Genomic DNA, 13,150 nt, shown 5'->3' on the forward strand with positions numbered 1-13,150 from the left:
CACACATGAACGAATTACAGCTCGACGACTTCAAAACTGACGAAAATGCCGCCATGGTGTTGCTGGTGGACGATCAGGCGATGATCGGCGAGGCGGTTCGGCGCGGGTTGTCGAACGAAGAAAACATCGACTTCCACTTCTGTGCCGATCCGCACCAGGCTGTTGCCCATGCGGTGCGCATCAAGCCGACGGTCATTTTGCAGGACCTGGTCATGCCAGGCCTCGATGGCCTGAGCCTGGTGCGCGAGTACCGCAATCACCCGGCGACCCGGGACATTCCGATCATCGTCCTGTCGACCAAGGAAGACCCGCTGATCAAAAGTGCAGCATTCGCAGCCGGGGCCAACGATTATCTGGTCAAGCTGCCGGACAACATCGAGCTGGTAGCACGAATTCGTTATCACTCGCGCTCCTACATGACCCTGTTGCAGCGTGATGCGGCCTATCGCGCGTTGCGGGTCAGCCAGCAGCAGTTGCTTGACACCAATTTGGTGCTGCAACGCCTGATGAACTCCGACGGCCTGACCGGGCTGTCCAATCGCCGGCATTTCGACGAGTACATGGAGCTGGAATGGCGACGTTCGTTGCGCGAACAAAGCCAGTTGTCGCTGTTGATGATCGATGTCGACTACTTCAAGACCTACAACGACACCTTCGGCCACCTGGAAGGCGACGAAGCCCTGCGCAAGGTCGCCGCGGCGATCAAGGACGCCAGTGCCCGGCCGTCTGACCTGCCGGCCCGCTACGGCGGTGAAGAATTCGCCCTGGTACTGCCCAATACCTCTCAAGGCGGGGCGCGGTTGGTGGCAGAGAAACTGCGCATGACCGTGGAAGCCCTGAAGATTCCTCACAGCTCGCCGAAGGAAGGATCGAACCTGACCATCAGCATCGGCCTGTCGACCATCACCCCGACGGCGGGCAGCCATTGCCGGGAACTGATCTCAGCGGCGGACAAGGGGTTGTACCTGGCGAAGAACAATGGGCGCAATCAGGTGGGGATTGGGTAAGGCGCTGGATAACATTTTGTAGGAGCTGCCGAAGGCTGCGATCTTTTGACTTTGGGTATTAAAAAACAAGATCAAAAGATCGCAGCCTTCGGCAGCTCCTACAGGTTTCGCCAAAACCATTCGCCGCTAAAGCCGCCAGGCGGACTGCCGTTTGCAGTCGTTTGGCGTTATACTCGCCGGCTTTCAAAAGTTCGCCTACGAGTGCTGCCCGCCATGGAAATCAACCCGATCCTGAACACCATCAAGGACCTGTCCGAGCGCTCCGAAACTATTCGGGGGTATCTTTGACTACGATCAAAAGCATGAGCGTCTGACCGAAGTCAATCGCGAGCTTGAAGATCCGAGTGTCTGGAACAAACCTGAATACGCCCAGGAGTTGGGCCGCGAGCGCGCTGCGCTGGCGCAAATCGTCGATACCCTGGATGAGCTGAACACCGGTCTGGCCGATTGCCGCGACCTGCTGGACATGGCCGTCGAAGAAAACGACGAAGGCGCAGTGGGCGATGTCGTCGCCGAGCTGGCCCGTCTCGAGGAAAGTCTGGCCAAGCTGGAATTCCGCCGCATGTTCAGCCACGAAATGGACCCGAACAACGCCTACCTGGACATCCAGGCTGGCTCCGGCGGTACCGAAGCCCAGGACTGGGCCAACATCCTGCTGCGCATGTACCTGCGCTGGGCCGACAAACGCGGTTTCGACGCGACCATCATGGAACTGTCGGCCGGTGAAGTCGCCGGGATCAAGGGCGCTACCGTGCACATCAAGGGCGAATACGCCTTTGGCTGGCTGCGTACCGAGATCGGCGTGCACCGTCTGGTGCGCAAGAGCCCGTTCGACTCCGGCAACCGTCGTCACACCTCGTTCTCCGCTGTTTTCGTCTCGCCAGAGATCGATGACAAGGTGGAAATCGAAATCAACCCGGCAGACCTGCGGATCGACACCTATCGTTCCTCCGGTGCCGGTGGTCAGCACGTAAACACCACCGACTCGGCCGTACGTATCACCCACGTACCGACCAACACCGTGGTCAGCTGCCAGAACGAACGTTCCCAGCACGCCAACAAGGACACCGCCATGAAAATGCTGCGGGCCAAGTTGTACGAGCAGGAAATGCAGAAGCGCAACGCCGCTTCCCAGGCGCTGGAAGACACCAAGTCGGATATCGGCTGGGGTCATCAGATCCGTTCGTACGTACTCGATGCGTCGCGGATCAAGGATCTGCGCACCAACATCGAACGCAGCGACTGCGACAAGGTACTCGACGGCGATATCGACGAATACCTGGAAGCCAGCCTGAAATCAGGCCTGTAAAACGGGATCGGTCCGATCCCCCGTAGGAGCCGGCTTGCTGGCGATCCCCGGCCGCAGGCCGGGGACAACAAACCCGTGATGGAATTTTTAAAGACATGAGCGACCTAGAACTCGACCCGCAAGCCCTGCAACAGGAAGAAAACTCCCTGATCGCCCTGCGCAAGGAAAAGCTTGCTGCCGAGCGCGCCAAGGGCAATGCCTTCCCCAACGACTTCCGCCGCGAAAACTACTGCGATGCACTGCAGAAACAGTACGCGGACAAGACCAAGGAAGAGCTGGCAGAGGCTGCAATCCCGGTCAAGGTTGCCGGTCGCATCATGCTCAACCGTGGCTCGTTCATGGTGATCCAGGACATGACCGGACGCATTCAGGTCTACGTCAACCGTAAAACCCTGTCCGAAGAAACCCTGGCCGCGGTGAAAACCTGGGACATGGGCGACATCATTGCCGCCGAAGGCACTCTGGCCCGTTCCGGCAAGGGCGACCTGTACGTCGAAATGACCCACGTGCGCCTGCTGACCAAATCCCTACGTCCGCTGCCGGACAAGCACCACGGCCTGACCGACACCGAGCAGCGCTACCGTCAGCGTTACGTTGACCTGATCGTCAACGAAGACGTGCGCCAGACCTTCCGTGTGCGTTCGCAAGTCATCGCCCACATCCGCAGCTTCCTGATGAAGCGTGACTTCCTGGAAGTGGAAACGCCGATGCTGCAAACCATCCCGGGCGGCGCGGCAGCCAAGCCGTTCGAAACCCATCACAACGCGCTGGACATGGAAATGTTCCTGCGTATCGCGCCAGAGCTGTATCTGAAGCGCTTGGTGGTCGGTGGCTTTGAAAAGGTGTTCGAGATCAACCGCAACTTCCGTAACGAAGGCGTTTCGACTCGTCACAACCCTGAATTCACCATGTTGGAGTTCTACCAGGCTTACGCCGACTACGAAGACAACATGGACCTGACCGAAGAACTGTTCCGTGAACTGGCACAGCTGGTTCTGGGCAGCACCGACGTGCCGTACGGCGACAAGGTGTTCCACTTCGGCGAGCCGTTCGTGCGCCTGTCGGTGTTCGACTCGATCCTCAAATACAACCCAGAGCTGACCGCTGACGACCTGAACGACATCGACAAAGCCCGTGACATCGCCAAGAAGGCGGGTGCCAAGGTGCTGGGCTTCGAAGGTCTGGGCAAGCTGCAAGTGATGATTTTCGAAGAGCTGGTCGAGCACAAGCTGGAGCAACCGCACTTCATCACTCAGTACCCGTTCGAAGTGTCGCCGCTGGCCCGTCGCAACGACGAAAACCCGAACGTCACCGACCGCTTCGAGCTGTTCATCGGTGGTCGTGAAATCGCCAACGCCTACTCCGAGTTGAACGACGCGGAAGACCAGGCCGAGCGTTTCATGGCCCAGGTGGCCGACAAGGACGCGGGCGACGACGAAGCCATGCACTACGACGCCGACTTCGTTCGCGCGCTGGAGTACGGCATGCCGCCAACGGCGGGTGAAGGCATCGGCATCGACCGTCTGGTGATGTTGTTGACCAACTCACCGTCGATCCGCGACGTGATCCTGTTCCCGCACATGCGGCCACAAGCGTAAGTGTTTCAATTAAAAAGCCGCCTGAAATGGGCGGCTTTTTATTGCCTGTCTGGTACAAACGTATCAAATGGTTACTTTTGACGTCGAGGGAGGAATTCCGGTCGTGATCCATGCATTGACTCAAGAAGGTGCAGCGGGCGTTGCTACTGCGGTCGCTGAAAGTGTTCAGTACCAGGGCCGCAAGGCCAGCCGGCAGGGCAGTGAGCAGCGTCGACAGGACATTCTCGATGCGGCGATGCGCATTGTCGTGCGTGATGGCGTACGCGCGGTACGTCACCGAGCGGTGGCGGCGGAGGCCAACGTGCCGCTGTCGGCCACCACTTACTATTTCAAAGACATCGATGACCTGCTCACCGATACCTTCGCTCAATATGTGGAGCGCAGCGCGGCCTACATGGCCAAGCTTTGGGATAACAACCAGGGCTTGTTGCGCGAGATGATCGCCAGCGGCGATGGCAGTCCGCCGGCGCGCAAACGACTGGCGGACGAAATTGCCCGGCTGATGGCCGATTATGTTCACCGGCAATTGGTCACCCGTCGCGAACATTTGATGGCAGAGCAGGCGTTCCGCCAGGAAGCGCTGCTGAACCCGCGCCTGGCCAAATTGGTGCGCTCGCATCAGCAGATCCTTCTTCAGGGGTCCTGCCAGCTTTTCCAGGTATTGGGTTCGCGCGAGCCACAACAGGATGCCAAAGTGTTGACGGCTATAATCGGACGGATGGAATATCAGGGCCTGCTCAACGACGCCGAGCCGGTCGCCGAAGCGGAAATGCTCGGGATCCTGACGCGTTATATGCATTTGGTACTCGCATCGGTGTAACGCGAGACCCCGTGTAGGAGCTGCCGCAGGCTGCGATCTTTTGATTTTGTTTTTTATAGGAAAGATCAAAAGATCGCAGCCTGCGGCAGCTCCTACATGAAAAGGCAGTGTGATCTTCAAGGGAGTGTTGAATGAAAGCCTGGCGTGTCGTTGTGATCGCCTTGTCGTTCCTGCTGCTCAGTGGCTGCCTGGTGACCTTCATGGAGCCGTTGCCTTCGAGCGAACCCGCGCCCAAGGGGTTGCTGGGCAAATGGACCAGCACCAACGCCTGGGGTGAGCCGGTCAACCTGGAACTGACCCGCGTCGGCGACAATCGCTATCAGGCCGTCAGCTACTTCAGGGCCAAGCCCGGGGAGCGTGAAGCCTATCCCTTCACGGTGTCGCGCCACGGCAGTCGCTGGTATCTATCGGCCAAGGTGCCGGCACAACTCGGCGGGCATTTCACCATTGCCGGGTTCGAACTCACCGACAAGCATGAACTGGTGGTGTACAACCTCGACCTTGAGCAAATCAAACAGGCCCTGGGGCAGAAAGCGCTCAAGGGCGAAAGCTTGCAGACCGACGACGGCGAGGGCGTATTGATCGATAGTCATATGGATCAGGTGTCCGCGTATCTCGACGATCCGGCCAATTCCGATGTGTTCGTCGAAGCGGTACGCTATCAGCGCCAGGCCAAAGCCAAATAATCAGTATGTTTTTCAGGAGTTTCCGGTGGACGATTACCAGCAGTCGATACGCGTATTGTCCGATCGCATTGTGCTGGCGCAGACGCCGATCCGCGTTCTCGATGCGGTCAAGTGGGACGACAACATCCGCAAGGGTTTCCTCAAGGCCAAGGGCAAGGAAATGCCGGCGGTGGACCGTGACTACTACCTCAACCGACCGCTGTCGTTCGATTCCAGCAAAGTGAAGCTGGAATTTCAGAACATCGAGCGCGACATCACCCGTCAGCTCGGCCAGTTCAACCCGGTTGGCCAGATCATGCGCCGCATGTGCAAGGAATACCGGATGGTGGTGCGCATGCTCGAAGCGCGCGGCACCGAGGACTTTGGCCTGATTTCCCAGGAATTGTACGGCGCCGCTTCCGATGCATTCCATGCCGGCGACCCGACACTGTCGGACTTGGGCATGATGCTGTCCGAGTACCTGAACAACATCGATGGCCGTGGCGATCTGAAGGATGAACCGAAGACGCTGACCGCCAAGGAAGCCGTCGAAATGCTGCAACATCGCTTGAACAAGGTGTTCGGCGAGGCGGAAGAAACCATTCGGGTGTTCGAGTCCGACGGGATCGTCGCGGATGCGGCGGCGGGCGCGGACTACATCAAGATTCGCACCGACGCGATGTTCAACCAGCGCGATGTGCGTGCCCTGGAGGTCCATGAAGGGCTGGTGCACGTCGGCACCACCCTCAATGGTCTGAACCAGCCGATCTGCACCTTCCTGGCCAAGGGCCCGCCCTCGTCGACGGTGACCCAGGAAGGCTTGGCGATCCTGATGGAAATCATCACCTTCGCCTCTTATCCGAGCCGTCTGCGCAAACTGACCAACCGTACCCGCGCGATCCATATGGTGGAGGAGGGGGCGGACTTCCTGCAGGTGTTCGAGTTCTTCCGCGAGCAAGGCTTCGAAATGCCCGAGAGTTACAGCAACGCCAGCCGCGTGTTCCGTGGCTCGGTGCCGACAGGTCTGCCCTTTACCAAAGACTTGTCCTACCTCAAGGGCTTCATCATGATTTACAACTACATTCAACTGGCTGTGCGTAAGGGCAAGCTGGAACAGATACCGCTGTTGTTCTGCGGCAAGACCACGCTTGAGGACATGCGTACCTTGCGTCAGTTGGTGGATGAAGGCCTGGTGGTGCCACCCAAGTACTTGCCGGAACAGTTCCGCGACATGAACGCACTGTCGGCGTGGATGTGCTTCTCCAACTTCCTCAATCACCTGAGCCTGGATCGGATCGAGGCGGATTACTCCAACATTTTGTAATCGACACCTCCCCCTGTAGGAGCTGAGCTTGCTCGCGATAGCGGTATCACATTCAACATGTGCATCGCCTGACACGCCGCCATCGCGAGCAAGCTCGGCTCCTACAGGGGCAGTGTTTCAGCCCCATTTCTTGCGAGGTTTCAACGGATGAGAATCCTCGGCATTCTTTGCCTGCTCTTGGCCTTGAACGGTTGCAGTTCCTTGTTGTTCTACCCCGAACCTGGTCAGCTATTCACCCCGGAAAAAGCCCATCTCGAATACCGCGATGTCACCCTGACCACCGCCGACGGCGTCAGGCTGCATGGTTGGTGGTTGCCGGCGAAAAAAGGCGTCGAGGTCAAAGGCACAGTGCTGCACCTGCATGGCAACGGCGGCAACCTGCCCATGCACCTTGGGGGCAGTTGGTGGCTGCCCAAGCAGGGTTATCAAGTGCTGCTGGTGGACTATCGCGGCTATGGATTGTCCGAAGGCAAACCCAGCCTGCCGGAGATCTACCAAGACATCGACGCTGCCTTCAAATGGCTCGACCAGGCCCCCGAGGTCAAGGGCAAGCCGCTGATCCTGCTAGGCCAGAGCCTTGGCGGTTCGATGGCCGTGCACTACCTCGTTCAGCACCCCGAACGGCAGAAACAACTCAAGGCTTTGGTCCTTGATGGCGCGCCTGCCAGCTATCGCGATGTCGGGCGTTTTGCCCTGAATAACTCTTGGGTGTTCTGGACGTTCCAGGTGCCGCTGTCCTGGCTGGTGCCGGACGGCGATAGCGCGATCAACTCCATGGCGCAGCTCAATGGCGTACCGAAACTGATCTACCACAGCATCGACGATCCGATCGTGCCCCTTTCCAACGGCATCCGTCTGTATCAAGCTGCGCCGCCGCCGCGCGTCCTGCAACTGACCCGTGGCGGCCATGTGCAGACGTTTGCCGACCCGACCTGGCGCAAGGTCATGCTGCGTTACCTTGAAGACCCGCAGCATTTCGACGGTCTGCGCCGCTTGGGCGAAGTACCCAATTACCCAGCACCCAAGAATTCAGAAGATGAACCATCAGAGAGCCCGCAATGAGTGAAGAACGTAACGCCATCCCGCTGATCATCACCGGTATCTGCAGCATCCTCGGCACCGTCGGTGCCCTGTGGTGGTACGGCTACCTGCATTTCGCCAAGCCTGAGGATGCGTTGCTGCTCAACGAATTCACCATGCTCAAGACCGTGCCGGGCGAAGACTACAAAGTGTCGCTGGAGCCGGCGGCGCAAGTGGCGCAGTGCATTGATGGGGTGTTGGTGTTGTTCGACACTGAACAGAAAGGGTTGACCGGGGTGCTGGTCAACGACCGCAAGAAAGCCGTGCGGTGCATGGGGCAGGAAACCCCACAAAAACTCGAGGAGTAGATTCTGTAGGAGCGAGGCTTGCCCGCGAAGAACGATAACGCGAAAAGTCTGGAAGCTCGAATTACCTTCTTCGCGAGCAAGCTTCGCTCCTACACAAGAGCGCAAAGCCACCTATTGGCTATTGGCACTCACCGCCGACCGCGGAATCACCGGCTGATTATCATTGGAAATCGTCACTTCCACCCGACGGTTCTGCGCGCGACCCGAGACGCTGGTGTTATCCGCCACCGGGTATTCCTTGCCATAACCCTGGGCGACGATGCGCGTCGGATCGACGCCCATTTTCACCAGCGCCATGCGCACGGAGCTGGCGCGGCGTTCGGACAGTGACTGGTTGTGTGACGCCGTACCGGTGCTGTCGGTGTAGCCCTCGACACTGACTTTGCGATCGGGGTTTTCCTGGAGGTACTGCGCCAGTTTGTTGATGTTCATCAGGCCGTTGGATTTCAGTTCGGCCTTGTCGGTGGCGAACAGCACATCACCAAAGGTCACCAGCGTGCCGCGATCGGTCTGCTTGGCGTTGAGGCTGTTCTGCAGTTGTTTGATCTGCTGGTCACGCGAATCCAGACGTGCCTGGGCTCGTTGCGCGGAGGCATTTTTCATCTGGGCCTCGGCGGTGCGCAGGGCGATGGTCTGTTTGGCCACTTCCACCCGCTGGTTGGTCAGATACGCCAGCTGATCGACCTTGGCCGGATCTTCTTTATCCAGATACGCCTTATCGGCCTTGTCCAGGTAGTCGCTGGCGTCCTTGGTTTCCAGTGCCGCGACTTTGCTCGCTTGCGGATCGGCTTGCAGGGCACTGTAGTTTGTGCGGGCCTGTTCAAGGCTGGGGTTCGGTGGCGTCGAGCACGCCGCCAATGTAACGCTGGCGGCCAGCAGGGCAGGGAACATCAGTTGTTTGGAAATCATGGCTTCGTCCTTTTAATCGAGTAAGAAATACGTCGTGCCGCGCCGTTACTGAACGGTGCGCTGGCTTTCCTGACGCAGTTCTTGAACCCCTTGGCGAGAGTCCTTCACAGTCTGTTTGGCTTTCATCGCCTGAGCCTTGCGTTCGGCCACGCGAGCGTCCCACTCAGCCTGTTCGGCGAGGGTCCGGGCCTGGTCGTACTGTTTGTCGTGCATGGCAATTTCGGCTTGCTTGAGTTTGTCCTGAGCGGCTTTCATTTCCACCGCGGCGAATTCGGTGCCGCCGGCGCTCACGGCGGTATTAACCGCTGATTCACTCACGGCGAACTGTTCGGTGGGAGGGTTGCCGGCACAACCGGCCAGCACGAAGCTGCCGCCGATGGCCAGGGCCGCCATTGTCAGGTCGTGCAGCGAAGAGAACGAGGATTTGCCTGTGCGGGTTTTCATGGTTTTCAACTCCATTGGGCTTACTCCTGAACAACAAAAAATCCATCCTGGGCATGGAGCCGCAACCTTCGTTTTCGGGGCGTTTTGCAACGGCCATCCCAGGCGTGGATACTGGGGTTGACCCGGGGCGTTTTTTAAAAGTTCAGAGAAATTGGCCGGGGGTTGGAAAACCTTTGACCGAATGGGCGGGGTTTTGGAGCGAGGGGAAAACCAATGTAGGAGCGAGCATGCTCGCGATGGACTTCGATACACCGCGTTGATTCAGGCATCACGCGTTATCGTTGACGACCATCGCGAGCATGCTCGCTCCTACAGGGGGGACAGGAGATATTCAGTGTTTCTGTTTGTCGTGACCGGCCGACAGGTCATGTAGATGACGGCGGGACAACGCCAGGAAACGAGGCGTCGGGCCGATGTCTTCGTACAGCGGATCGCCTTCTTCGTCGGTGGCGACCACTGTCGAGCCCTTCACGTAGGGAAAGCTTTTTTCCAGTTCTTCCAGGGCTGCGCCGATCAGTTCACCGAGCAATTCTTCGGGGTGGCGTTTGGGGTACATGTCGATGATGGCTGCCAGCCTGGCAGCCGCTTCGACGTCCAGATGAATCGAGTAGCCGGTATCGGTCAGTCGACCCTTGGCGTTTTCTTCCCAGTGACGGGCAAGCTCGCGGATTTTCATAATGACCTCATGGCAGGCCTGCTCGTGGCAGGTCGGGGGAGTGTCCGGTGGTGGCCGGCGAAAGCCGTTGTACGGCTTATTGTTCAGACTAGCTTCTGCGCAAGAGGTTTAAAGTCCCTTCGTCGTCCGGGTTGTAAGAACCGGCCTGGAACGGCACTCTCTAGTCAGGAAATGAGTGACTTGGCCGCCCGGATTCTTTGCTGGAGAACTGCTGATGACCGATATTGATGCACGCTTGCGCGAGGACGTTCACCTGTTGGGTGAGCTGTTGGGCAATACCATTCGTGAACAGTACGGGGACGGCTTCCTCGACAAGATCGAGCAAATCCGCAAGGGTGCCAAGGCGGATCGTCGCGGCTCCATGGACGCCGAGCTGAGCGCCAGCCTCAACCAATTGACCGAAGACGAATTGCTGCCGGTGGCGCGGGCGTTCAACCAGTTTCTCAACCTGGCCAACATCGCCGAGCAATATCAGCTGATTCACCGTCGCGAAGCGTCGCAGCCCGCGCCGTTCGAAGCGCGAGTCCTGCCCGAATTGCTCGCTCGCCTGCTCGCAGAAGGGCATGGCGCCGAGTCCCTGGCCCGCCAACTGGGCCGACTGGAAATCGAGCTTGTGCTCACAGCGCACCCGACCGAAGTCGCGCGCCGCACGCTGATCCAGAAGTACGACGCCATCGCTGCACAACTTGCCGCCCAGGATCACCGCGATCTGACCCCCTTAGAGCGCAATCAGATCAAGTCGACGCTGCAGCGCCTGATTGCCGAAGCCTGGCACACCGAAGAAATCCGCCGCACCCGCCCGACACCGGTCGACGAAGCCAAATGGGGCTTCGCGGTGATCGAACACTCGCTGTGGCAGGCAATTCCCAATTACCTGCGCAAGGCCGACCAGGCGCTGCATGCCGCCACCGGCCTGCGCCTGCCGCTGGAAGCTGCGCCGATCCGCTTCGCCTCCTGGATGGGCGGCGACCGTGATGGCAACCCCAATGTAACCGCCACCGTGACCCGTGAAGTGCTGCTGCTCGCGCGCTGGATGGCGGCTGATTTGTACTTACGCGATGTCGACCAACTGGCCGCCGATTTGTCGATGCAGCAGGCCAGTGAAGAGCTGCGCGCCAAGGCCGGTAACAGCGCGGAACCCTACCGTGCCGTGCTCAAGCAGCTGCGCGACCGTCTGCGTGCCACACGTAATTGGGCGCACACCGCGTTGTCGACGCCCACACCGGCATCCGCCGATGTGCTGCAAAATAACCGCGACCTGCTCGATCCGCTGGAGCTGTGCTACCAGTCGTTGCATGAGTGCGGCATGGGCGTGATTGCCGATGGTCCGCTGCTCGATTGCCTGCGCCGGGCAGTCACGTTTGGCTTGTTCCTGGTGCGCCTGGATGTCCGTCAGGACTCGTCGCGGCACAGCGCAGCCATGACCGAAATCACCGACTACCTCGGCCTGGGTCGCTACGAAGACTGGAGCGAAGACGATCGCATTGCATTTCTGACCCGCGAACTGAACAACCGTCGGCCCTTGCTGCCGCCTCACTACAAACCGTCCGCCGACACCGCTGAAGTGTTGGCCACCTGCCGGGAAATCGCCGCTGCGCCGGCGGCGTCCCTGGGCTCCTATGTGATCTCCATGGCCGGTGCCGCTTCCGATGTATTGGCGGTGCAATTGCTGCTCAAAGAGTCGGGCGTGTTGCGGCCGATGCGCGTGGTGCCGCTATTCGAAACCCTCGCTGACCTGGATAACGCGGGGCCTGTGATCGAAAAGCTGTTGCTGCTGCCGGGCTACCGCTCGCGTCTGCAAGGGCCGCAGGAAGTGATGATTGGCTACTCGGACTCGGCCAAGGATGCTGGCACCACAGCGGCGGCTTGGGCGCAATATCGGGCGCAGGAGCGTTTGGTGGACATCTGCCGCGAACAACAAGTGGAACTGCTGTTGTTCCACGGTCGCGGCGGTACCGTGGGCCGTGGTGGTGGCCCGGCCCACGCGGCGATCCTGTCGCAGCCACCAGGTTCGGTCGCGGGGCGTTTCCGCACCACCGAACAAGGGGAAATGATCCGATTCAAATTTGGCCTGCCGGACATCGCCGAGCAAAACCTCAATCTGTATCTGGCGGCGGTACTCGAAGCGACCCTGCTGCCACCGCCACCGCCACCACCGACGCCGGAGTGGCGCCATCTGATGGATGAGTTGGCGGCCGACGGTGTCAGCGCTTATCGCGCCGTGGTGCGGGAAAACCCGCAATTCGTCGAGTATTTCCGTCAGTCGACTCCTGAACAGGAGCTTGGCCGCCTGCCGCTGGGCAGTCGCCCGGCCAAGCGCCGCGCTGGCGGGATCGAAAGCCTGCGGGCGATTCCGTGGATCTTCGGCTGGACCCAGACCCGCCTGATGCTGCCGGCCTGGCTCGGTTGGGAAGCGGCATTGAGCAAGGCACTGGAGCGCGGCGAGGGCGAGTTGCTGGGGCAGATGCGCGAGCAATGGCCGTTCTTCCGCACCCGCATCGACATGCTGGAGATGGTGCTGGCCAAGGCCGACGCGGACATCGCCCGGTCCTACGATGAGCGTTTGGTGGAGCCTGAGTTGCTGCCTTTGGGTGCGCACTTACGCGACCTATTGTCGCAGGCGTGCTCGATCGTCTTGGGGATGACCGGTCAGTCGCAGCTACTGGCACATAGCCCAGACACCCTGGAGTTCATCCGCTTGCGCAACACCTACCTCGACCCGCTGCATCTATTACAAGCAGAGTTGCTGGCCCGTTCGCGGCAACAGGAAGTGGCCCAGGATAGCCCTGTAGAACAGGCGCTGCTGGTGTCTGTGGCGGGGATTGCCGCCGGTTTGCGAAATACCGGCTAAGGTTTTTGCCGTGGGGACGGGCATCCGGCACAGGCGTCGGATGCCCCTTGATGGCTGACAAAAAAGTGCGGGCAGGCGACAGTAAATGATGGGGTTGCGACTTGGGGAACCGCGCCAAAGGGTCAAAAGCCCCTGCGGTTTCTCCGACTTTTGGCGGCT

13 protein-coding genes are annotated in these 13,150 nt (G+C 59.6%); 10 read left to right on the plus strand and 3 right to left on the minus strand.

The features are described 5' to 3' along the window. Window positions 1–5 precede the first annotated feature (5 nt). The 9 genes from ABTV22_RS05515 to ABTV22_RS05555 all read left to right on the plus strand — a co-directional run bounded on the left by ABTV22_RS05515 (window position 6) and on the right by ABTV22_RS05555 (window position 8,111). A complete protein-coding gene (locus ABTV22_RS05515; protein ID WP_433738925.1) occupies window positions 6–1,007 on the plus strand; it encodes a diguanylate cyclase in 1,002 nt (333 codons plus the stop codon). 45 nt (window positions 1,008–1,052) lie between these two features. Then, window positions 1,053–1,295: a hypothetical protein gene (locus ABTV22_RS05520; RefSeq protein WP_433741552.1), complete on the plus strand. Its 243-nt coding sequence runs from the start codon at window positions 1,053–1,055 to the stop codon at window positions 1,293–1,295. Then, window positions 1,221–2,316, plus strand: a protein-coding gene (gene prfB / locus ABTV22_RS05525) for a peptide chain release factor 2 (protein WP_109790603.1) whose coding sequence is annotated in 2 segments (ribosomal slippage) — window positions 1,221–1,292 and window positions 1,294–2,316 — 1,095 coding nt in all. Because the reading frame shifts where the segments join, the coding sequence is not laid out codon by codon here. Before ABTV22_RS05520 ends, prfB begins: the two co-directional genes overlap by 75 nt. A 95-nt stretch (window positions 2,317–2,411) precedes the next feature. Continuing rightward, a complete protein-coding gene (gene lysS, locus ABTV22_RS05530; protein WP_433738926.1) occupies window positions 2,412–3,914 on the plus strand; it encodes a lysine--tRNA ligase in 1,503 nt (500 codons plus the stop codon). A gap of 115 nt (window positions 3,915–4,029) precedes the next feature. Then, window positions 4,030–4,734 carry a TetR/AcrR family transcriptional regulator gene (locus ABTV22_RS05535; protein WP_433741307.1) on the plus strand — a complete coding sequence of 235 codons (705 nt, stop codon included), beginning with the start codon at window positions 4,030–4,032 and terminating at the stop codon, window positions 4,732–4,734. A 131-nt stretch (window positions 4,735–4,865) separates the two neighbouring features. Continuing rightward, window positions 4,866–5,420: a hypothetical protein gene (locus tag ABTV22_RS05540; RefSeq protein WP_433738927.1), complete on the plus strand. Its 555-nt coding sequence runs from the start codon at window positions 4,866–4,868 to the stop codon at window positions 5,418–5,420. A 25-nt stretch (window positions 5,421–5,445) separates the two neighbouring features. Continuing rightward, window positions 5,446–6,723, plus strand: coding sequence for a flavohemoglobin expression-modulating QEGLA motif protein (locus ABTV22_RS05545; RefSeq protein WP_433738928.1), 1,278 nt, complete (start codon window positions 5,446–5,448; stop codon window positions 6,721–6,723). A gap of 147 nt (window positions 6,724–6,870) precedes the next feature. Further along, complete coding sequence (locus ABTV22_RS05550) at window positions 6,871–7,785, plus strand: alpha/beta hydrolase (protein ID WP_433738929.1); 915 nt, start codon at window positions 6,871–6,873, stop codon at window positions 7,783–7,785. After that, the gene (locus ABTV22_RS05555; protein WP_433738930.1) at window positions 7,782–8,111 is read left to right on the plus strand and encodes a hypothetical protein; all 330 of its coding nucleotides are present in this window, start codon (window positions 7,782–7,784) and stop codon (window positions 8,109–8,111) included. Before ABTV22_RS05550 ends, ABTV22_RS05555 begins: the two co-directional genes overlap by 4 nt. Window positions 8,112–8,222: 111 nt before the next feature. Here the strand turns inward: ABTV22_RS05555 and ABTV22_RS05560 are convergent, their stop codons facing one another. From ABTV22_RS05560 to ABTV22_RS05570, 3 genes are all read right to left on the minus strand, one after another. Further along, entirely contained in the window at window positions 8,223–9,017 is a 795-nt protein-coding gene (locus tag ABTV22_RS05560) for an OmpA family protein (RefSeq protein WP_433741309.1), read from the minus strand. Window positions 9,018–9,065: 48 nt separating this feature from the next. Further along, window positions 9,066–9,479 carry a DUF4398 domain-containing protein gene (locus ABTV22_RS05565; protein ID WP_433738931.1) on the minus strand — a complete coding sequence of 138 codons (414 nt, stop codon included), beginning with the start codon at window positions 9,477–9,479 and terminating at the stop codon, window positions 9,066–9,068. A gap of 316 nt (window positions 9,480–9,795) precedes the next feature. Further along, the gene (locus ABTV22_RS05570; protein ID WP_433738932.1) at window positions 9,796–10,140 is read right to left on the minus strand and encodes a pilin assembly protein; all 345 of its coding nucleotides are present in this window, start codon (window positions 10,138–10,140) and stop codon (window positions 9,796–9,798) included. 214 nt (window positions 10,141–10,354) lie between these two features. Here ABTV22_RS05570 and ppc point away from each other — a divergent pair, with 214 nt between their 5' ends. Next, entirely contained in the window at window positions 10,355–12,991 is a 2,637-nt protein-coding gene (gene ppc / locus ABTV22_RS05575; RefSeq protein ID WP_433738933.1) for a phosphoenolpyruvate carboxylase, read from the plus strand. The last annotated feature ends 159 nt before the right edge of the window (window positions 12,992–13,150 follow it).

Source organism: Pseudomonas putida, from assembly GCF_050990305.1.
Taxonomy (GTDB): Bacteria; Pseudomonadota; Gammaproteobacteria; order Pseudomonadales; family Pseudomonadaceae; genus Aquipseudomonas; species Aquipseudomonas putida_AH.